18 protein-coding genes are annotated in these 20,439 nt (G+C 74.6%); 6 read left to right on the forward strand and 12 right to left on the reverse strand.

Going from position 1 to position 20,439, the window contains the following annotated elements:
• Window positions 1-11: 11 nt before the first annotated feature.
• The 10 genes from ABT093_RS33255 to ABT093_RS33300 all read right to left on the reverse strand — a co-directional run bounded on the left by ABT093_RS33255 (window position 12) and on the right by ABT093_RS33300 (window position 11,516).
• The gene (locus tag ABT093_RS33255) at window positions 12-380 is read right to left on the reverse strand and encodes a hypothetical protein (protein WP_350570714.1); all 369 of its coding nucleotides are present in this window, start codon (window positions 378-380) and stop codon (window positions 12-14) included.
• 75 nt (window positions 381-455) lie between these two features.
• Window positions 456-1,091: a 4'-phosphopantetheinyl transferase family protein gene (locus ABT093_RS33260; protein WP_350570715.1), complete on the reverse strand. Its 636-nt coding sequence runs from the start codon at window positions 1,089-1,091 to the stop codon at window positions 456-458.
• A 55-nt stretch (window positions 1,092-1,146) separates the two neighbouring features.
• Window positions 1,147-3,483 carry an arylsulfatase gene (locus tag ABT093_RS33265; protein WP_350570717.1) on the reverse strand — a complete coding sequence of 779 codons (2,337 nt, stop codon included), beginning with the start codon at window positions 3,481-3,483 and terminating at the stop codon, window positions 1,147-1,149.
• Window positions 3,480-5,132 (reverse strand): ABC transporter ATP-binding protein, encoded by a 1,653-nt coding sequence (locus ABT093_RS33270; RefSeq protein ID WP_350570719.1) that lies wholly within the window; start codon window positions 5,130-5,132, stop codon window positions 3,480-3,482. The genes ABT093_RS33265 and ABT093_RS33270 overlap by 4 nt, the downstream gene beginning before the upstream one ends.
• A complete protein-coding gene (locus tag ABT093_RS33275) occupies window positions 5,129-5,989 on the reverse strand; it encodes an ABC transporter permease (RefSeq protein ID WP_350570720.1) in 861 nt (286 codons plus the stop codon). Before ABT093_RS33275 ends, ABT093_RS33270 begins: the two co-directional genes overlap by 4 nt.
• A gap of 3 nt (window positions 5,990-5,992) precedes the next feature.
• The gene (locus ABT093_RS33280) at window positions 5,993-6,937 is read right to left on the reverse strand and encodes an ABC transporter permease (protein ID WP_350570722.1); all 945 of its coding nucleotides are present in this window, start codon (window positions 6,935-6,937) and stop codon (window positions 5,993-5,995) included.
• 16 nt (window positions 6,938-6,953) lie between these two features.
• The gene (locus ABT093_RS33285; RefSeq protein WP_350570724.1) at window positions 6,954-8,537 is read right to left on the reverse strand and encodes an ABC transporter substrate-binding protein; all 1,584 of its coding nucleotides are present in this window, start codon (window positions 8,535-8,537) and stop codon (window positions 6,954-6,956) included.
• A gap of 41 nt (window positions 8,538-8,578) precedes the next feature.
• Window positions 8,579-9,805, reverse strand: coding sequence for an ROK family transcriptional regulator (locus ABT093_RS33290; RefSeq protein ID WP_350570726.1), 1,227 nt, complete (start codon window positions 9,803-9,805; stop codon window positions 8,579-8,581).
• 38 nt (window positions 9,806-9,843) lie between these two features.
• Complete coding sequence (locus ABT093_RS33295) at window positions 9,844-10,815, reverse strand: TauD/TfdA dioxygenase family protein (RefSeq protein WP_350570727.1); 972 nt, start codon at window positions 10,813-10,815, stop codon at window positions 9,844-9,846.
• A 497-nt stretch (window positions 10,816-11,312) separates the two neighbouring features.
• Window positions 11,313-11,516: a hypothetical protein gene (locus tag ABT093_RS33300; protein WP_350570728.1), complete on the reverse strand. Its 204-nt coding sequence runs from the start codon at window positions 11,514-11,516 to the stop codon at window positions 11,313-11,315.
• 193 nt (window positions 11,517-11,709) lie between these two features.
• Between ABT093_RS33300 and ABT093_RS33305 the strand changes: the two genes are divergently transcribed.
• From ABT093_RS33305 to ABT093_RS33315, 3 genes are all read left to right on the forward strand, one after another.
• Complete coding sequence (locus ABT093_RS33305) at window positions 11,710-12,192, forward strand: cysteine/serine endopeptidase inhibitor (RefSeq protein WP_350570730.1); 483 nt, start codon at window positions 11,710-11,712, stop codon at window positions 12,190-12,192.
• 102 nt (window positions 12,193-12,294) lie between these two features.
• On the forward strand, window positions 12,295-12,888 hold the full coding sequence (locus ABT093_RS33310) for a hypothetical protein (RefSeq protein ID WP_350570732.1): 594 nt from the start codon (window positions 12,295-12,297) through the stop codon (window positions 12,886-12,888).
• A gap of 143 nt (window positions 12,889-13,031) precedes the next feature.
• Window positions 13,032-14,393 carry an NAD(P)/FAD-dependent oxidoreductase gene (locus ABT093_RS33315; RefSeq protein ID WP_350570733.1) on the forward strand — a complete coding sequence of 454 codons (1,362 nt, stop codon included), beginning with the start codon at window positions 13,032-13,034 and terminating at the stop codon, window positions 14,391-14,393.
• Between the two features lie 47 nt (window positions 14,394-14,440).
• On the opposite strand, the gene ABT093_RS33320 is transcribed toward ABT093_RS33315, so the two are convergent.
• Entirely contained in the window at window positions 14,441-16,831 is a 2,391-nt protein-coding gene (locus tag ABT093_RS33320; protein WP_350570734.1) for an ATP-binding cassette domain-containing protein, read from the reverse strand.
• A 156-nt stretch (window positions 16,832-16,987) separates the two neighbouring features.
• Between ABT093_RS33320 and ABT093_RS33325 the strand changes: the two genes are divergently transcribed.
• The 3 genes from ABT093_RS33325 to ABT093_RS33335 all read left to right on the forward strand — a co-directional run bounded on the left by ABT093_RS33325 (window position 16,988) and on the right by ABT093_RS33335 (window position 19,161).
• Entirely contained in the window at window positions 16,988-17,980 is a 993-nt protein-coding gene (locus ABT093_RS33325; protein ID WP_350570736.1) for a DUF6528 family protein, read from the forward strand.
• Between the two features lie 279 nt (window positions 17,981-18,259).
• The gene (locus ABT093_RS33330; RefSeq protein ID WP_350570737.1) at window positions 18,260-18,565 is read left to right on the forward strand and encodes a hypothetical protein; all 306 of its coding nucleotides are present in this window, start codon (window positions 18,260-18,262) and stop codon (window positions 18,563-18,565) included.
• Complete coding sequence (locus ABT093_RS33335; RefSeq protein WP_350570738.1) at window positions 18,562-19,161, forward strand: acyl-CoA thioesterase; 600 nt, start codon at window positions 18,562-18,564, stop codon at window positions 19,159-19,161. The genes ABT093_RS33330 and ABT093_RS33335 overlap by 4 nt, the downstream gene beginning before the upstream one ends.
• Window positions 19,162-19,337: 176 nt before the next feature.
• Here ABT093_RS33335 and ABT093_RS33340 read toward each other — a convergent pair whose 3' ends face one another.
• Window positions 19,338-20,297, reverse strand: a complete 960-nt coding sequence (locus tag ABT093_RS33340; RefSeq protein ID WP_350570739.1) for an ROK family protein — start codon at window positions 20,295-20,297, stop codon at window positions 19,338-19,340.
• Between the last annotated feature and the right edge of the window lie 142 nt (window positions 20,298-20,439).

Genomic DNA, 20,439 nt, shown 5'->3' on the forward strand with positions numbered 1-20,439 from the left:
GCTGCCGCCGGTCACGCGTCGGCGCGGTGGCCGTCGCCCGTGATGGCGGTGGTGATGGTGTGCGCGGCGATCGACCGCTCACCGGAGGCGGTGATCGTCACGGCGCCGGCGGCGGGCGCGGGCAGCAGGGCGGCGAGTTCGGCACGCAGCTCGGCGTCCTCGGGGGTGTCCGCGACCTCCTGGACCGCCTTCTCCAGGGCGGCCTGCTCGGCCGCGCCGCCCCGCCGGAACACCGCCTGGAGGATCCGCCGGCCCAGGTCGACCGTGGCGTCGGCGGCGGTCTCCTCGGCCCGGACCGGGACCGCGCCGCCGTACGCGCTCGCCGCCGCCGTCAGGTACGGCCCGGCCTGCTGCGCCAGCTGAACGATCTCCGTGCTCATCCCCGTCTCCCTCGGGCCGAACGAACCCCGACTGCCGTACGGCGGCCCGGAGGAAGAGCCTAGAGTCATCGGCGCCTACCGCAGGACGGTGATGGCGGTGGCGAGGTGCCCGTCGTGGACGCGCCAGCGGCCCGCGAGGGTGGGCAGGGGGGAGGGGACGAGGAGGGTGGCGGTGAAGGTGCCGTCGGTGCGCAGGACGAGGTCGGCCTCGGAGAAGTCGAGGAAGGTGTGGGTGAGCGGGAACCAGGTCTTGTAGACGGATTCCTTGGCGCTGAACAGGATGCGGTCCCAGGGGGTGCCGGGGTCGGCGGCGGCCAGGGCGGTGTTGCGCTCCTGCTCCGCGGGGAGGGCGATCGCGTCGAGCACGCCCTCGGGCAGCGGGAGGGCGGGCTCGGCGTCGATGCCCAGGGAGAGGACCTCCTCGGCCCGGGCCACGGCGGCGGCGCGGAAGCCGGCGCAGTGGGTGAGCGAGCCGATGACGCCCTCCGGCCAGCCGGGGGCACCGCGCAGGCCGGGCAGCAGCGGGCGGTAGGGCACCCCGAGGCGGGTGAGGGCGAGGCGGGCGCAGTGGCGGACGGTGGTGAACTCGCGGCGGCGGGATTCGACGGCGCGGGCGATGACCGCCTCCTCCTCCGCATCGAGGCGGGCCTCGGGCGGGTCGGAGTAGGCGGTCTCGACGACGACGGGCGCGGGCAGGATTTCGTTGATCACTGTTCCCCCGGACAGACGGACGACATGGCCTTCCGGAGGATAGCGTGATGATCCGTCATTCGAACGCGGCGGCGGCCTCCCGCAGGGCGCGGGCGACGGTTTCGGGGTCGTCGGGGGCCGGGGCGCCGGGAAGGTAGGTGACGGCGCGCAGCCCGCCGCTGTAGCGGAAGGAGCGGTGGCGCTCGTACACCGGCCAGGAGACGGGGGACCGGCGGTCGACGCCGACGCTGATGCCCTGGAACGGGGCCATGCCGATGAGCTGGTGGACGGGACCGAGCCGACCGGTCTCGGCGCCGTCCACCAGGAGCCGGAAGTCCCAGCGCAGCCCGGCCACGGCCGTCGCCTCGACGGTGATCAGGTGGGCGCCGGGGGCGAGCGGGCCGGCGTCGGTGTCGAGGAGTTCGCCGTACTGGTTGTAGGCGAGGTTCAGCCGGCCGTCCTCGACGTAGAGGCTGTAGCCGCCGCCCTGGTCGCCGTGCGAGACCAGGACGCCCGCGTCCCCGGCGCCGTGCCGGGCGAGTTCGACCTCGATGGCGAAGGAGCGGAAGGAGATCAGCCGGGACGAGCGGTACCGCTCCAGTTCGGGCGTGCCGGCGAGCAGGCGCAGCGGGCGGCGCAGCCGGGCGTCGTCGGGGTGGCGCAGGGCGAGGGCGCCGCTGGCGTCGGCGAGCGGGAAGACGCCGTTGCGCCAGGCGGCGGCCTCCCAGGCCTCGGACAGCTCCTTGACCAGGCCGGGGTGTTCGGCGGCGAGGTCGTGGATCTCGGTGGGGTCGGTGCGCAGGTCGTACAGCGCCCACTCGCCGTCGTCGTACGGGGCGCCGGGGCGGTGCAGGGTGACGAGCTTCCAGCCGTCCCGGTAGTAGCTGCGGTTGCCGGTCATCTCGCAGTACTGCTCGGGGTGGGTGGAGGGGGCGGCCGGGTCGCGCAGCACGGGGGCGAAGGTGGTGCCGTCCAGCGACTGGACCTCGGTTCCACCGCGCCGCGCGGGCCGGTCGAGGCCGGCGAGGTCGAGCAGCGTGGGCAGCAGGTCGGTGACGTACTGGTACTGGGTGCGCACGCCGGGGTCGCCCTCGGTGCGCGGGAGGCCGGCGGGCCAGGAGAGCACGAAGGGCACCCGGACGCCGCCCGCGTGGGTCTGGCCCTTGTAGAGGCGGAACGGGGTGTTGGAGGCCATGCCCCAGCCGCGCGGGTAGTGGACGAGCGAGCGCGGACCGCCGATCAGCTCGGTCTCCCGTTCGACGTCGGGGTTCCAGTCCGCGGGCAGGCGGGGGTGGTGGACGAAGCGGCTGAAGTAGCTGCGGGTGCCTTCGGCGCCGCCCTCGCCGGTGCCGCCGTTGTCGGAGGTGAACACCACGATGGTGTTGTCGAGTTCACCGAGCGCGGTGAGGGTGTCCAGCAGCCGGCCGAGGTTCTGGTCGACGTTGTCGACCATGGCGGCGTAGACCTCCATGTAGCGGGCGTAGAGCTGCCGCTGGGCGGGGGTGAGCTCGCTCCACGGGCCGACCTCGTGGCCGGACTCGGTGTTGCGGTCGGGCAGTTCGGTGCCGGGCGGGAAGTGGCCGGCGGCGAGCTGGCGGGCGAACCGGTCGGCGCGCAGCGCGTCCCAGCCGTCGTCGTAGCGGCCCCGGTGGCGGGCGAGGTCCTCGGGCTTGGCCTGCAGCGGGCCGTGCACGGCGTTGTGGGCGAGGTAGAGGAAGAACGGCTTGTCGGCGTCGTGGGCGCGCAGCGAGGTGACCATGTCGATGGCGCGGTCGGTGATGTCGTCGGTGTAGTAGTAGCCGTCGGGGAGGTCGTCGATGTCCAGCGGGCTGTTGTCGCGGACGAGTTGGTGCGGGTGGAAGAGGCTGGTGAGGCCCTCCAGGACGCCGTAGTACTGGTCGAAGCCCTTCTGCAGCGGCCAGTTGGCGCGGTTGTCGGCCGCGTTGGAGGCGGAGTCGCGGGTGAGGTGCCACTTGCCGACGGCGTAGGTGGCGTAGCCGGCGTCGTGCAGCAGTTCGGCGAGGGTGGGGATGTCGCCGGCGATCTCCATGCCGTAGCCGGGGAAGCCGGGGTCGGCGTTGGCGACGAAGGAGTAGCCGACCCGGTGCGGGTTGAGGCCGGTGAGCAGGGCCGCGCGGGCGGGGGAGCAGAGCGGCATGGTGTGGTAGTTGGCGAGCTTGACGCCGCGCTCGGCGAGGCCGTCCAGGGCCGGGGTGGGGATCTCGGCGCCGAACGGGCCGATGTCGCTGTAGCCGAGGTCGTCGACCAGGACGACGACGATGTTGGGCGCGCCCTCGCGCGGGCGGACCCGCCGGGGCCAGGCGGGGGCGGAGTCGCGGAAGGTGCGGCCGACGGTGCCGGGGAAGCCGGCGTACGGGTCGCGGTACGCGTCGTGGCGCGGTGCGGCGGTCATGCGGTGCTCCGGGTGGTGGTGAGGGCGGCGGGCCGGGTGTCCAGGCGGGGGACGGCGGCGAGGAGTTCGGCGGTGTACGGGTGCTCGGGCGCGGTGACGACCCGGTCGGCCGGTCCGGTCTCGACGATCCGGCCGCGGTGCATGACCGCGATCCGGTGGCTCACCTGGCGGACGACCGCGAGGTCGTGGGCGATGAACAGCAGGGCGAGGCCGAGCTCGCGCTGGAGGCGGGCGAGCAGGTCGAGCACCTGGGCCTGCACCGAGACGTCGAGGGCGGAGACCGGCTCGTCGCAGATCAGCACGCTCGGCTCGGGTGCCAGCGCCCGGGCGATGCCGATGCGTTGGCGCTGGCCTCCGGAGAAGGCGCGCGGGTGCCGGCCGGCGCTCTCGGGGTCGAGGCCGACCTGCTCCAGCAGCTCGGCCACCCGCCGGGCGCGGGCGGCCCGGTCGCCCAAGCCGTGCGCGATCAGCGGTTCGGCGACGATCTGCCCGGCGGTCATCCGGGGGTTCAGCGAGGAGTACGGGTCCTGGAAGACCAGTTGGACCTCGCGCCGCGCGGCCCGTTCGCCGCCGCGTCCGAACGCCTGCCCCCGGAAGAGGATTTCGCCGCCGCTCGGGGCGTGCACCTGGACCAGGGCGCGGGCCAGGGTGGACTTGCCGGAGCCGGACTCGCCGACCAGGCCGAGCGTCTCGCCGGGGTGCAGCACCAGGTCGACGCCGTCCAGTGCGGTGACCGCGCGCCGCCGTGCGCCGTAGGTCTTGCGCAGGCCGCCGACGGTGAGCAGCGGCTCGGCCCCCGGCGTGCTGTTGGCGGCGGCCGGCGAGGGCGTCTCCAGGCGTGGGACGGCGGCCAACAGCTGCTTGGTGTAGGGGTGTTGCGGTGCGGTGAGGACCTCGTCGGTGGTCCCGGACTCGACCACCCGGCCGTCGCGCATGACCAGCAGCCGGCGGCAGGTCCGGGCGATCACCCCGAGGTCGTGGCTGATCACCACGAGCGCGGTGCCGGTCTCCCGGTTGATCCGGGTGAGCAGGCGGAGGATCTGCTGCTGGACGGTCGGGTCGAGGGCGGTGGTCGGTTCGTCGGCGACCAGCACCTGGGCGTCGTTGGCGAGGGCGAGGGCGATCATGATGCGCTGGCGCTGGCCGCCGGAGAACTGGTGCGGGTGGTCGCGCAGCCGCGCGGCGGCGTCGGGGATGCCGACGAGGTCGAGCAACTCCAGGGAGCGGGAAGCGCGTTCGCGCTTGTCGGGGTGGTTGCCGTGGGCGCGCAGCGCCTCGTCGAGCTGCTTGCCGACGGTGAGCACCGGGTTGAGCGAGGACATCGGGTCCTGGAAGACCATCGCGATCCGCCGCCCGCGGACGGCGCGCAGCGCCGGTTCGGGCAGGGCGGCGAGGTCCTGGCCGGCCAGCTCCACCGAGCCGCGGGTGATCCGGCCGCCGGCCGGGAGCATGCGCAGCAGGGCGAGCGCGGTGGTGGACTTGCCGGAGCCGGACTCGCCGACCAGGCCGAGGGTCTCCCCGGCGGCCAGCGCGAAGCCGACGCCGTCCACGGCGGTGGTGCCGTCGAACGCCACGGTGAGGTCGGTGACCCGCAGCACGGCGCGGTCGGTGCGGGCGGCGGTGCCTTCGGACGGTGCGGTGGCGGTCATCGGCGGATCCCCCGGTTCAGGGCCTCGGCGATCAGCGTGAAGCCGAGCACCAGCGCGGTGGTCGCGGCCAGCGGGGCGGCCGCGAAGGTCGGGTGGGTGGCGAGGTAGCCGACGGACTGGCTGAGGATCGAGCCGAGGGTCGGCTCCGGCGGGCGTACGCCGAGCCCGAGGAAGCTCATCGCGCCCTCGATGAACACGCCGACCGACAGCGCCACCGCGCTCTGCACGATCAGCGGGTCGACGGCGTTCGGCAGCACGTGCCGCAGCAGCACCCGGGCCCGGGAGGCGCCGCCGACCCGGGCGGCCAGCGCGTACTCGCGCTCCCGCTGGACCAGGATGCCCGAGCGCAACTGGCGCCCGAACAGCGGGATCTCGGCGAGCGCGATGACGATGAACACCGGCCAGCGGCCCGGGCCGAGCACGGCGGTGACGGCCAGCGCCAGGATCAGCCCGGGGAAGGCGAGCACCAGGTCGAACAGCCGCTGGACGGCGGTGTCGGCCCAGCGGTGGGTGGCCGCCAGCAGGGCGAGCGAGCAGCCGAGCAGCGCGCCCGCCGGGACGGCGCCGAAGGTCAGCGCGAGGTCGGTGGTGATGCCGTGCAGGACCCGGCTGAGCAGGTCGCGCCCGAGGTCGTCGGTGCCCAGCGGGTGCGCGGCGCTCGGACCGGCGAGCGCGAGCGGTCCCTGGGCGTTCGGGTCGTGGCCGGTGAGCAGCGGGGCGAGCAGGCCGGCCAGCGCGACGGTGCCGACCAGGGCGAGCCCGGTCAGCCCGCGGGCGGTGAGCAGCCCGGCGAGGTACCGGTTGCGGACGGCGGCGCGCGCGGGGCGCGCCGGGGCGGGGGCGGTCAGGGCGGTCATCGGTTACTCCCACCGGATCCGGGGGTCGAGCCAGGCGTACACGAGGTCGGTGAGCAGCTGGACGGCGACGTAGCCGGCGACGGTCAGCAGCAGCAGGGCCTGCACCACGGGGTAGTCGCGGCGCAGCACGCCCTGTTCGACGAGCTGGCCGAGGCCGGGCCAGGCGAAGATCCGCTCCACCAGCACCGCTCCGGCGACCAGGTGGCCGATCTGCAGGCCGAGCACGGTGACGGCGGACGGCAGCGCGTTGGGCAGGGCGTGCCGCCAGACGATCCGGCGCCGGGAGACGCCGGCGGCGGTGGCGGTGCGCACGTAGTCCTCGGCGAGCGCCCGTTCGATGCCGTCCTTGAGGTAGCGGGCGAGCACCGCGGCACTGGGCAGGGCGAGGCAGACGGCGGGCAGCAGCAGGTACTGCAGTGCGAGGTCGGGGGCGTCGAGCAGGGACTCGTGGCCGCCGGCGGGCAGCAGTCCGAGGGTGACCGCGAAGAGCAGCACCAGCAGCACGCCGGTGACGAACGGCGGTACGGCCAGCACGGCGGTGGTGAAGGCGCGGACGGCGGCGGCGACCGGCCGGCGCTCGGCGGTGGCGCCGAGCACGCCCAGCGGCAGGGCCAGCAGCACGACCAGCAGCAGGGCGGCGGCGGTGAGTTGGACGGTCGCGCCGATCCCGTCGCCGATCAGCTCGGCCACCTGGCCGCCGATCGCGTAGCTGCGCCCGAGGTCGCCGGTGAGCAGCGCGCCGAGCCAGTGCAGGTACTGGGTCAGCAGGGGTTCGTCCAGGCCGAGTTGCGCGCGGATCGCGGCGACGGCCTGCGGTCCGGCGTCGGGGCCGGCCAGGGTGGTGGCGGGGTCGCCGGGGATGAGGCGCAGGATGAGGAAGACCACGAAGGAGGCGAGGAGGAGGACGAGCAGCCCGGAGGGCAGCCGCTTGAGGAGGAAGCTTCGCATGGTTCGGGCCGTCCGCTCAGGCCGTGAAGTAGGCGTCGTCGAGGTTGAGGTAGCCGAACTTGTTGAGGGTGGCGCCGCTGACCTTGCCGCCGGCGACCTCGGTGAGTCCGGCGATCGCGAGGTCGATCACGAACTGTTCGTCCAGCAGGGTGTCGGTGATCCGCCGGTAGAGCGCCTTGGCCTCGTCGCTGTCGCTGTCCGGCCGCTTCCAGGCGCGCTGCACGATGTCGGTGTAGGCGGGCGAGCTGAAGTGGGAGCTGTTCCTGGCCTCGTTGAACGGGTAGGCGCTCACCGCCAGGGTGGCGGGGTGGAGTTGGGCGAAGCCGTGGCTCAGCGTCCACAGCGCGGGCATGGACTGGGCGATGAGCTGCTTCTGCATGGTGGGCGAGTCGGTGGGCTGCAGCACGGTCTCGATGCCGACCTGCTGGAGGTCGTACTGGAGGACCTGCGCCACGGCGGTGTTGCCCGGGTCGTTGCTGTGCGCGAACGGCAGGGTGATGCCGGTGAGCCCGGCGTCCTTGAGCAACTGCCGTGCCCGCTCCGGGTCGTGGCGGTAGTGGGCGGCGGCCTCCGCGCTGTACGCGGGGGAGGACTTGGGCCAGGGCGTGGCGGAGACGGTGCCGTGGCCGCCGAGCGCCTGCTGGACCAGCCGTTCGCGGTCGACGGCCCAGGCGATGGCCTGCCGGACGCGCTTGTCGCCGACGTGCTCGGCGGTGAGGTTGACGCCGATGTAGTACGCGCCGCCGCCGGTGTCGTAGGAGGTGATGCGGAACTGCCGGTCGCTGCGCAGGGCGGCGAGGTCCTTGCCGCGGACGTGGTAGGAGAGGTGGGTCTGGCCGGTCTTCAGGGAGGAGAGCAGCGATTCGCTCTGGGGGATCACCCGGATCTCGACGCCGTCGAGGTAGGGGCGGCCGGGGTTCCAGTACTTCTCGTTGCGGGCGAAGGTGATCGAGCTGCCGGGCTTGCGCTCGGTGAGGGTGTAGGGGCCGGTGCCGACCAGCTTCGTCCCGGCGAAGGCCTCCTCGACGCTCTCCGAGTCCGGCACGATCATGAACTCGAAGAGGTCGAAGATGTTGCTCACGGGGTGGGCGAGGACGAGGGTCAGCTCGAAGTCGCCGTTCTTGCGGAAGTCCTTGACGGCGGCGGCGGTCGAGCGCAGCTGGGCCGAACGCGCCGGGTTCTGCAGGTTCTTGACGGCGAACACCACGTCGTCGGCGGTGAACCGGCGGCCGCTGTGGAAGGTGACGTCCTCGCGCAGGCGGAGCGTGACCTCGGTGCCGTCCGGGGCGAGCTGCCAGGAGGTGGCGAGTTCGGGCTGCGGCTTCAGCTGGTCGTCGTAGCGGGTCAGGGTGTTGAAGACCAGCCGCTGGACGAGGGTGTTGGCGCTCTGGGCGAACAGCAGGGCCGGGGTGAAGTCGACGCCGGCGCCGACCGTGAGGACGCCGCCGCGGCGCGGGCCCGCCGCGTCGCCGGCGCCGCGGCCGGCGGCGGTGTCGGCGGCCGAGCGGCAGGCGGCCAGGGTCAGCAGGCCGGCACCGGCCAGGCTGCCGCGCAGCAGCGCGCGGCGGGAGAGCGGGGAGGCGGTGGGGAAGCTGGTCACGAGTGGGGATCCTCTGCGGGGATGGGGCGGTGCGGGGGCGGTCAGGGCGAGCGCGGGGCGGTGGTCAGGGCGTGCACCGGGCGGGCGTACAGGGTGCCGAGCGCGGCCGCTCCGGCGGCCACGGCGAGCACATCGGCGCCGCGCTGCTGGGCGATCACCAGGTCGGCGTCGCGCCGCAGGTGCGAGCGGCGGGTGAACTCGTCGCGCACCACGTCCAGGTAGGCGGGGTCGAGCAGGGCGAAGGTCTCGGTCAGCACCAGCAGGTCGGGGTTGACCACGTCGGCCAGCAGGGCGAGTGCCCGGCCGACGGTCTCCGCGCGCCGGCGCACCAGCCGGTCGGCCCGCGGGTCGCCGGCCCGGACGGCGGCCACCAGCGCGGCGCGGTCGGGCCGTTCGGTGATTCCTTCGGCGGCCGCCGCCTCGAACAGCGTGGTGTCCGAGGCGGCGACCGCCAGACAGCCGGTGCGGCCGCAGTGGCACGGCGCGTCGCTGTCCGGCACCGGCAGGTGGGCGACGTCCCCGGTCGGCGAGGCCGGCCCGACGTGCACGGTGCCGGCCACGGCGAGCGCCGCGTCCACCACGTGGCCGACGAACAGGTGCACCAGCGAGCGCCGGGCCGCCGGGTGGCCGAACAGGATCTCGGCCTGGGCCAGCGCCCGGGCGTGGTTGTCCACCTGGACGGGCAGCCCGGTGGTCTCGGCCAGCAGCGCGCCGAGCGGAAGGTCCCGCCAGTCGAGCGGGTCGTGACGGGTGACCACCCCGCGCTCGCGGTCGACCGCGCCGCCGGCGACGGCGCCGAGGCCGACCACGGTGCGGCCGTCCGGGGCGTCGGCGAGCAGCCCGGGCAGCCGCTCCAGCAGCGGCCGCAGCACCGCCGCGCCGGTGCGGCCCCGGTTGCTCAACTCCCGGCGGTGCAGCACGTTTCCGCGTGGGTCAAGGAAGGCGAAGGTGGTGTACGGCAGGCCGATGTGCAGGCCGGCCACCGCGATCCGGCCGGTGTCGACGTCCACCGGGAGCTGCGGGCGGCCGACCGCGCCGGCGCCGGGGCCGGCCAGTTCGGGCCGCTCGTGGAGCAGTCCGAGCCGGACGAGGTCGACCACCTGGCGGGAGACCGCGGCCGGGCTCAGACCGGTGAGCGCGGCGACCCGGCTGCGGGCCACCGGCCCGTGGTCCAGCACCGCCCGCAGGACGGCGGCGGCGTTGACGTCCCGCCGCGCGTCCCCGGTGCGCGGGCGGGTGCCGGCCGCGGTCTGATCCTGGGTGAACATGCTTCGCCTTCCGGGGAGTTCGGGGAGTTCGGGCCGGCTCAGGAGTTCTCGGCGGCCTCGGCCTCCAGCTGCTCGGCGGGCACCAGCCCGGCGACCCGCGGCGGCTCGACGGGCTCCAGCAGCCGGCTCGCCGTGCCGTCCACGCCCGCCGGCAGGTCGCCGTCCAGGGTGATCCGGCGCACCAGGCGCGGCTCGTCGCCGTAGTCGTTGACCGCGTAGTGCTGGGTGGCGCGGTTGTCCCAGATCGCGACGTCGCCGACCTGCCAGTCCCAGCGCACGGTGTTCTCCAGGCGCTCCACGTAGCGCTGGAACAGCGCGATCAGCGCCTTGCTGTCGGCGCCCGAGACGCCCTGGATCCGCTGGGCGAAGGCGCCGAGCAGGAGGCTCTTCTCGCCGGTCACCGGGTGGACGCGGACCACCGGGTGCTCGGTCCTGAAGGCCGTCGAGACGAACACCTTGCGGAAGAGGTCGGCGACCTCGGCGTTCTCGGCCAGTTCCGGGCGCAGCGCGAGGCTCGCCGCGTAGTCGTAGTCGTTGGTGTGCACGGCGCGCAGCGACTCGGCCAGCGTCTTCAGCGGCTGCGGCAGGTCCTGGTAGGCGGCCGCGGTGTTGGCCCACACGGTGGAGCCGCCGGCCGGCGGCAGCTCCAGGGCTCGCAGGATCGAGGCCTTGGGGTAGGACGGCACGAAGGTGACGTCGGTGTGCCAGTTGTTGGCGCGCACGCCCTTGGTGGCGTCCAGTTCGAAGACGTACCGGCCGTCGGCGCTGGGGACGGTGGGGTGGCCGACCGGGTGGCCCAGCAGGCGGGCGAAGGCCTCGTGCCCGGCGTCGTCGAGGTGCCGCTGGCCGCGGAAGAACAGCACCTTGTGCTCGTACAGCGCGGCTTCGAGGGCGGCGACGGTCTCGGCGGGCAGGTCGCCGCCGAGGCGGACGTCGTGCACGATCGCGCCGATCCGGCCGGCGGCCGGGGTGAGGCGCAGGGCGGTGGCGGGGGAGGTGGAGGTGGACATGGCGATTCCTCGACTCTGGTGGAGGGGAAAGGGGATGCGCGAGGACGCCCCGGCGGCGGCGGAGGCGGGCAGGGCGGCGCGGCGCAGGGCGGCACACGGGTGCCGGGGAGGACTGACGGCCGGAGGGCCGGGATCAGCGGGCGAAGGCCCCGCGACAACAGCGACAGCGCAGGCGGGCCGGGGCGGTGCGGTGAAGGGTGCTCATCGGCCCTCCTTCCTGGTCCGGGGCGCTGCGAGTGGGCTCGGCGCTCATCGTGCTGAAGCCCGTGCCTCCCTGTCAATCACCCGTTCTGCCTGGTGGGACGGGGTGTTGCGGCCGTGTGGCGGCATGTTGCGGAGGATGGCCGGGTGGTGACGGGAAGACTGCGGCGGCGTGTTCCGGCCTGTCGGGGGCGTGTCGGGATTACTAACTTTCGCAGCGGAAGAAACCCCGCCGGGCACGAAGGGCCCGCCCCGGAGCGCGTCCGGGCGGGCCTCTCGTCACATCTGACGGGCGCTCACGCCCCCAGTAGCCGGGCGAAGTCCAGGCCGAGGCCGCCGAGGACGGGGAGCGCGCCGAGGTCGGTGACGGCGCCGACCGGGATGCTGTAGCCCTGGTTCACCTCCCGGGGCTGTGCGGCGGCGGGTGGTCCGGAGAGGGCGCCGGTCAGGGCCGGGGCGAGGACGGCGGTGAGGGCGGCGAGCTTGGCGATGGTGCGCACGGGGCCTCCGGGGGCGTGGGAACGGGCACCCTGCCGAACGCGCGGGGGAGTCGTGCGGTCACGTATCGTCCCTCCTTCGGCCGGTCCGGTAAAGCATCCCGGATTGTGTTCATGACAACACGTCAGATGTCTGTACCGCTCCGGAGGTGCCTGCCTAGGGTCCTGTTCACACGACCCAACTGGGAGGACCCACATGCGCGTTGTCCCGAACCTCCGGATCCTGGCGGGCGTCCCGGTGGCCGCCGCCGCGCTGCTCGCCCTGAGCGCCGGCACCGCGAGCGCCGCGATACCGGTCAACCAGCCGATGAGCGGCAAGGCCACCTACTACAACGACGCCGGCTACGGCGCCTGCGGCACCCAGATCAACGCCGCCACCCAGCTGCTCGTCGCCGTCTCGCACACCTGGTGGACCACCGCCAACCCCAACAACGACCCGCTCTGCAAGGGCATCTCGGTCAAGGTGACCTACCAGGGCAAGGCCCTCACCGTGCCCGTCAAGGACCAGTGTCCGTCCTGCGACGCCACCCACATCGACCTCAGCCAGCCCGCCTTCGCGAAGTTCGCGCCCCTCGGCCAGGGCGTGATCAACGGTCTGACCTGGCAGTTCGTCAAGACCGGCTTCGCCGGCCGGAGCATCCCGATCGGTGAGCCCGTCACCGGCTCCACCCTCGGCTGAGGTCTGCTCCACGCCGCTCCGCCCGCCGCCGCTGTCGGTGGGGGCGGGCAGAATCGGCGCCGCGCGCACCCGGCGCGGCAGGCCACCCAGGGAGGGGCGGAGATGGCGAGGTACCTCACGGTGACGGCGGCGGTCACCACGGACCGGGCACGGCTGCGGGAGTTCCTCCGCTCGCCGGTCGCCCCGCCCTCCACCCGGCCCGCGTCCGACTGGGCGGGCCTCTGCACCCCCTGGCGCGAGGAGGCCGTCCGCCGCCGCTACCGCGCCGAACTGCCCGCCGCCCTCGCGGAGTGCGACCGCTGGATCGACGGCGACCACGCCGCCCTCCTCCACGGCCTCGACGAGGACGGCGGCCTCGTCCTGCGCCACGACAACGCCACCGGCGCGCTCATCGTCGACTTCGACACCCGCGTCGACTTCGAACTCCCCGGCATGATCTGGGCGTTCACCGCCCTGCGCGGCCTCGCCGACGCCATGGCCGGCGCGGACACCGGCCTCGTCGAACTCACCGCCGACTGGAGCGCGGAGAGCGTGCTGCTGCACCTGGCCCCGGGACGCTCCGTCCTCCTCGACCCCGACCGGGACGCCGCCGTCCTCGCCCGCGCCCGCGACGCGGCCTTCGACGCCCGCTGCGCCGCCTCCGGGGCGGACGGGGACGAGCCGGCCGGTGCCGTCCTCGCACGCCTGCTGGCCTGACAGAGTGCCCGGGCCGGGCACCTGATCCTTGCAGGCTGCCGGTGGTTCGCGGAGGGCTCGCGGGCGTACCGTCCCGGGAAACGGTCGGCGCGAGGTGGAGGTCGGGGTCCGTGGGATCCGGTGGCACGGGTGTGAACGGCGGGGTGTCCTTCTGGTGGGGCGGGCTCGGGCTGCCCGAGCCGCGCCCGGCCCTGCCCGGCGACCGGGAGGTCGACGTCTGCGTGGTCGGCGGCGGCTACACCGGCCTGTGGACGGCGTACTACCTCAAGAAGGCCGAACCGGGGCTGCGGATCGCCGTCCTCGAACAGCGGTTCTGCGGCTACGGCGCCTCCGGACGCAACGGCGGCTGGCTCTACAACGGCTTCGCCGGGCGCGGCGCCTTCGCCCGCCGCTACGGGCAGCGGCCCGCCGCCGCGATGCAGCGGATGATGGACGCGGCGGTCGGCGAGGTGGCGGACACCCTGGACGCCGAGGGCATCGACGCCGACGTGGTGCGCGGCGGCGTGCTGGAGGTCGCCCGCACCCCCGCCCAACTGGCCCGGCTGCGCGAGTTCGCCGAGACCGAGCGCGGCTACGGTCCCGACCGCGTCCACGAACTCGGCGCCGCCGAGACCGCCGGGCGGCTGCGCGTCGCCGGCGCCCTCGGCGGCGTCTGGAGCCCGCACGGCGCCCGCGTCCAGCCCGCCAAGCTCGCCGCCGGCCTCGCGGACACCGTCGAGCGGCTGGGCGTCGACCTCTACGAGGGCACCCGGGTGACGGAGATCCGCGGCGGCCGCCGGCCCCGGGCGGTCACCCCGCACGGCACCGTCACCGCCCGCTACGTGCTGCGCGCCACCGAGGGCTTCACCTCCGGCCTCGCGGGCGAGCGGCGCACCTGGCTGCCGATGAACTCGGCGATGATCGCCACCGAGCCGCTGCCGCCGTCCTTCTGGGCGCAGACCGGCTGGGAGGGCCGCGAGGTGCTCGGCGACTTCGCCCACGCCTACATGTACGCCCAGCGCACCGCCGACGACCGGATCGCCCTCGGCGGGCGCGGCGTCCCCTACCGCTTCGGCTCCCGGACGGACACCGACGGCGCCACCCAGCCCGCGACCGTCCGTCAGCTCCGGGAGATCCTGGGCGCGTTCTTCCCCGCCGCGCGCGGCGCCCGGATCGAGCACGCCTGGGCCGGGGTGCTCGGCGTGCCCCGCGACTGGTGCGCCACCGTCGACCTGGACCGCCGCAGCGGCCTCGGGTGGGCGGGCGGCTACGTCGGCAGCGGGGTGACCACCACCAACCTGGCCGGCCGCACCCTGCGCGACCTCGTCCTCGGCCACGACACCGCACTCACCCGGCTGCCCTGGGTCGGCCACACCGTCCGTCGCTGGGAGCCCGAACCCCTCCGCTGGCTGGGCGTGCACGCCCTCTACGCCGCCTACCACACCGCCGACCGGCGGGAGGCGGCCGGCCGCCGCCCCCGCACCTCCCCGCTCGCCCGCCTCGCCGACACCGTCGCCGGGCGGTAGGTCCCCGGGGCCGGCCGGTCCACCGGCCGGCCCCGGGGCGAGGGCGCTCAGGCGCCCACGTACTCCGCCAGGTGCCGGCCGGTGAGGGTGGACCGGGCGGCCACCAGCTCGGCGGGGGTGCCCTCGAAGACGACGCGCCCGCCGTCGTGGCCGGCCCCCGGCCCGAGGTCGACGATCCAGTCGGCGTGGGCCATCACGGCCTGGTGGTGCTCCACGACGACGACGGACTTGCCGGAGTCGACGAGCCGGTCCAGCAGCCCGAGCAACTGCTCGACGTCGGCCAGGTGGAGGCCGGTGGTCGGCTCGTCCAGGACGTAGACGCCGCCCTTGTCGCCCATGTGGGTGGCCAGCTTCAGCCGCTGCCGCTCGCCGCCGGAGAGGGTGGTCAGCGGCTGGCCGAGGCTGACGTAGCCGAGGCCGACGTCCACCAGGCGGCTGAGGATCCGGTGGGCGGCCGGTGTGCGGGCCTCGCCGGCGGCGAAGAAGGCCTCCGCCTCCGTCACCGGCATCGCCAGCACCTCGCTGATGTCCTTGCCGCCGAGGTGGTACTCCAGCACCGAGGCGTCGAACCGCCGGCCCTCGCAGTCCTCGCAGGTGGTGGCCACCCCGGCCATCATCGCCAGGTCCGTGTAGACGACGCCCGCGCCGTTGCAGGTCGGGCAGGCGCCCTCGGAATTGGCGCTGAACAGCGCCGGCTTGACCCCGTTGGCCTTGGCGAACGCCTTGCGGATCGGCTCCAGCAGACCGGTGTAGGTGGCCGGGTTGCTGCGCCGCGAGCCGCGGATCGGGCTCTGGTCGACCGACACCACCCCCTCCCCGGCCGGTATCGAGCCGTGCACCAGCGAGCTCTTGCCCGAGCCGGCCACCCCGGTCACCACGACCAGCACGCCGAGCGGGATGTCCACGTCGACGTCCCGCAGGTTGTGCGCGTTCGCGCCGCGGATCGCCAGCTTGCCGGTGGGTGTGCGCACCGTCTCCTTCACCGACGCCCGGTCGTCGAGGTGCCGGCCGGTGACCGTGCCCGCCGCCCGCAGGCCCTGCACCGAGCCCTCGAAGCAGACGGTGCCGCCAGCCGAGCCCGCGCCCGGACCGAGGTCCACCACGTGGTCGGCGATCGCGATCACCTCGGGCTTGTGCTCCACCACCAGCACCGTGTTGCCCTTGTCCCGCAGCTGCCGCAGCAGACCGTTCATCCGCCGGATGTCGTGCGGGTGCAGACCGGTGCTGGGTTCGTCGAAGACGTAGGTGACGTCGGTGAGCGAGGAGCCGAGGTGGCGGATCATCTTCACCCGCTGCGCCTCGCCGCCGGAGAGCGTGCCGGCCGGCCGCTCCAGCGAGAGGTAGCCGAGGCCGATCTCCACGAAGGAGTCCAGGGTCTGGCGGAGCGCGGCGAGCAGCGGTGCCACCGAGGGCTCGTCGAGCTCGCGCACCCAGGCGGCGAGGTCGCTGATCTGCATCCGGCACGCGTCGGCGATGCTGATCCCGCGGACCTTGGAGGAGCGGGCGGCCTCGGTCAGCCGGGTGCCGTCGCAGTCGGGACAGGAGGCGAAGGCGACCGCGCGGTCCACGAACGCCCGGATGTGCGGCTGCATCGCCTCCCGGTCCTTGGCCAGGATGGACTTCTGGACCTTCGGGACCAGCCCCTCGTAGGTGAGGTTGATGCCGTTGACCTTCACCTTGGTCGGCTCGCGGTAGAGGAAGTCCTGCAACTCCCGCTCGGTGTAGTCGCGGATCGGCTTGTCCGCGTCCAGGAAGCCGGAGCCGCTGAAGATCCGCGTCATCCAGCCGTCCCCGGTGTAGCCGGGCACCGTGATCGCGCCCTCGGCGAGCGACTTGGTGTCGTCGTAGAGCTGGGTGAGGTCGATGTCCGAGACCGCGCCGCGGCCCTCGCAGCGCGGGCACATGCCGCCGGTGACGCTGAAGCTGCGCCGCTCCTTGACCGTCTTGCCGGCGCGCTCCACGGTGACCGCGCCCGCCCCGCTGATCGAGGCGACGTTGAAGGAGAACGCCTTGGCCGAGCCGATGTGCGGCTGCCCGAGCCGGCTGAACAGGATCCGCAGCATCGCGTTGGTGTCGGTCGCCGTTCCGACGGTGGAGCGCGGGTCCGCGCCCATCCGCTGCTGGTCGACGATGATCGCGGTGGTCAGGCCGTCCAGCACGTCCACGTCGGGCCGGGCCACCGACGGCATGAAGCCCTGCACGAACGCGCTGTACGTCTCGTTGATCAGCCGCTGCGACTCCGCCGCGACGGTGTCGAAGACCAGGGAGCTCTTGCCCGAACCGGAGACCCCCGTGAACACCGTCAGCCGGCGCTTGGGGATCTCGATACTGACGTCCCTGAGGTTGTTCTCGCGCGCCCCGTGCACGCGGATCAGGTCGTGGGTGTCGGCGGCGTGCGGCTCGGGTGCCTGTGCGTCGGTCCTGCTGGCCGTGCTCATCGTTTCTCCGGTTCCTCTCACGGTGCCCTCCGGTTCCGATCTAACCAGCCGGGTACGACAGGTGGTGGTCTTAGGCCGGTCGGGGCCGTGCGCTGGCGGCCGGCCGGGGCGCACCGCACGGTGGTGGCGGGGGACGGACGACGGGAGGTGCCGGCGGTGTCGAAGCGGGCACGGCTGTGGCGGGCGACGGCGGGCCTGGCGGCCCTCGTGGTGGGCGCCGGCGCGGTCCCCGCGACCGCCGCCGGGGTGGGGCCGGGGTGGGCGGTGGCCGTGGTGGACCAGGCGTCGCGGCGGGTGCTGGTGGTGCGGAGCGCGGAGGAACTGGTCGGCTACCGGGGGCCGGACCGCCGGCCGGTGGTCTGGTCGTGGTCCGCGGACACCGCCGGCGACCTCGACGACCTCGACCCGCGCCGCAGCTGGGAGCTGCCGGACGAGGTCAAGAGCCGGGTGCGGCACGGCCGCCGGTACCTGCTGGCCACCGCCTCCGGGGGCCTGGCGGCCGTCGTCGACACCGCGACCGGCGCCGCGCGGTGGGCCGTCGACACCGGCCCGCTCGCCAACCCGCACAGCGCCGAACTCCTGCCCGACGGCAACGTCGCCGTCGCCGCCTCCACCGGCGGCTGGATACGGCTGTACGCCGCCTCCCTCGGCCCGCGCAGCACCGCGCACGCCGAGTACCGGCTGCCGGGCGCGCACGGTGTGCACTGGGACGGCCGCTCCCGGCTGCTCTGGGCGCTCGGCGACGACCGGCTGACCGCGCTGCGGGTGGGCGGCAGCGCGGCCGCGCCGACGCTCACCGCCGAGCGGACGGTGCCGCTGCCCGAGCCGGGCGGCCACGACCTGGCGCCGGTGCTCGCCGCGCCCGGGCGGTTCTGGGTGAGCACGGCGGCGCACCTGTGGCGCTTCGACCCGGCGGCGGACCGCTTCACCCGGATCCGGCTGGGCAGCGAGCGGGCCGAGCGGGACATCAAGAGCGTGGGCGACGAGCCCGGCACCGGGCGGCTGCTCACCACCGCCCCGGACCACGCGGGCCCGTGCGCCTGGTGCACCTCGGTGCTCACCCTGCACCGCCCCGACGGCAGCCGCGGCCTGCCCGGCACGCACCTCTACAAGGCGCGCTGGTGGACCAGTTGGGGGAGCGGGGGATGACCGCCGCGGCAGGGGGCGCGACCGGGGGAAGGGGTGGCGGGAGGGGTGGCGGACGGGGTGGCGAAATAGAGCGGAATGGGGCGGGGCCGGACTGCCATTCGGAGGATGCGGCTGATTTTATGCAACGCCAAACTACTCCAATAGTGGTCAGTTTCCGCTCCGGTTCCGTATACCTTCCGGTAGCGCCCCGGGCTGGGATAGCGTCCATGGCGCCGGGGGAACACGAGCCCGCTCAGCGGGTTCACTCATCCAGAAATGTACCCATTCAGGGAGAGAACTGTGCGCAATTTCGTTTCGGAATCAAGGTCCGAGACCGTCGACGAGCTGCGGCTCGCGGTGGAATCGCTCGCGGCCTTCCCGGCCCGCGGCGCCGCCGGCGGGTCGGAGGTCGCCGACCGCCTGGCGGCCGTCGCCGAGCTGTGCCGGGCGGTCGACGGAGTGCTCGACAGCCTGGTCGTCGAGGCCGCCGCCGAGGCCGCCGAGGAAGGCTGGACCGCGGCCCGGATGGCGTCCGAACACGCCGTCTACTACGCGCGGTTGCGCCGGGCGCTGCTGCTCACCGGTTCCACGGCCGAGCAGCGGTGAGCGCGGCACCCGCGACCCAGCTGGTGGACGTCAACGCCCACGTGGTGGTCTGTCCCACCCGGTGGAGCGACGTCGACGAGAACGGGCACATCAACAACGCCCGGTTGGTCTCCTACGTGCAGGAGGGAATTTACGACCTGTTCTGCCACCACGCGGTCGCCGTCCAGGAATCGCTATTCCCGTCGGGATTCCTGATCGCCCGGCACGAGATCGATTATCTGGAGCAGCTGTACCACCGGCCGGAACCGTTGCTGGTGCGGCTGACGGTCGAACGACTGGGGCGCAGTTCCGCGCACGTCGTGGTCAAGGTGTGCCGTGACGCGCACACGTTCATGCGGGCACGGACGGTCGTGGTCGCCAGGGACGCGGTCTCCGGCCGCTCCCGCACGCTCAGCCCGTCGGAGCGGCGGTTCCTCTCCGGTTTCCTCTCCGACGACGCGGCCCACGCGGTGCCGCCCCGGGTGGCGTTCGGCTCGCCGCGCGGGTCGCTCACCATGGCGTCCTCCGGGCACCACCCGGCCCGCCGGCGTCTGCCGAACCCCTCCGCCCTCACCAGGGGCGTTCCGGTGATCCCGGACGGGCGTCGCGCCCGCTGACCTCCGCCGCGACCCCGATCGATGAGTAGGATCCTGCTGGGGCAGGATCCTGCTTGGTTTGCGGGGCGGGTCCGGTGGCCGGGCCGGCCGCGGAGCACCGCGAACCCGCCCGGCGCGCGGAGCGGTTCCGGCTGGTGGCCACCCTCTTGACACCGCGCTCCACGCGGGCGCGCCGGTCAGCGGCAGAGCGCGGCGGCGCCGATCAGCCCGGCGTCGGTGCCGAGTTCGGCGCGGCGCACCTCCGGACCGCGGACGTAGGGCAGCGCCGCGTAGCGGTCCAGATGACGGGCGAGCGGCTCGAACAGGACCGGTCCGGCCGTCGCCACCCCGCCGCCGATCACCACCCGCCGCAGGTCGACCAGCGCGGCGGTGGCGGCGATCCCGGCGGCCAGCGCCTGGGCCGCCCGGTCGAAGGCGGCGAGCGCCACCGGGTGCCCGGCCAGCGCGTCCTCGGCCACCGCGCGCGCCGAGCGGTCGTCGCCGGCGGGCCGCCAGCCCCCGGCGAGGGCCCGCCGGGCGATCGCGGTGCCGCTGGCGATGCCCTCCAGACAGCCGCGCGAGCCGCACGGGCACGGTTCGCCGTCCAGGTCGACGGTGATGTGGCCGAGGTGCCCGGCGTTGCCGCTGGGACCGGGGCGCACGGCGCCGTCCAGCACCAGGCCGGCGCCGACCCCGGTGGAGACCACCAGGCAGAGCGCGTTGTCGGTGCCGCGGGCCGCGCCGAGCCAGTGCTCGGCCGCGGCCATCGCCACGCCGTCCCCGGCGAGCGCCACCGGGCGGGCGCCCATGGCGGGGTGGGCGGCGACCCCGGCGGTCAGCGGGAACCCCCGCCAGCCGGGGATGTTGACCGGGCTGACCGTGCCCCGGGCGAGGTCCACCGGGCCCGCGCTGCCGATGCCGACCGCCGTGACGGCGCCCCAGGCGGGCGCGGCGGCCAGCCGGTCCAGCACCCGGTGCACCACCGCCAGCACCTCGGCACCCGGCCGCTGGGCCGGCGTCGGCAGCTGGACGCGGTGGGCGAGTGCCCCGGTGGAGTCGACCAGCGCCCCGGCGATCTTGGTCCCGCCGATGTCGACGGCGGCGAACAGCGGGCCGGCGGACAGCGGGGCGGCGGTGGACGGCGAGGGCGCGGTCATGGCGGGTGGCTCCGGATGAGGGTGCGGACGGTGGTGGGCCCGGCGGACCGGACGGGGACAGGGACAAAGACAGGGACAGCAAACAGGATCGGGCCGACGGCGCGCTCCGCGGGGGTCACCGGCCCGAGCCGGTGCCGGCGGA

The sequence above is a fragment of the Kitasatospora sp. NPDC002551 genome (assembly GCF_040296005.1).
Lineage (GTDB): Bacteria > Actinomycetota > Actinomycetes > Streptomycetales > Streptomycetaceae > Kitasatospora.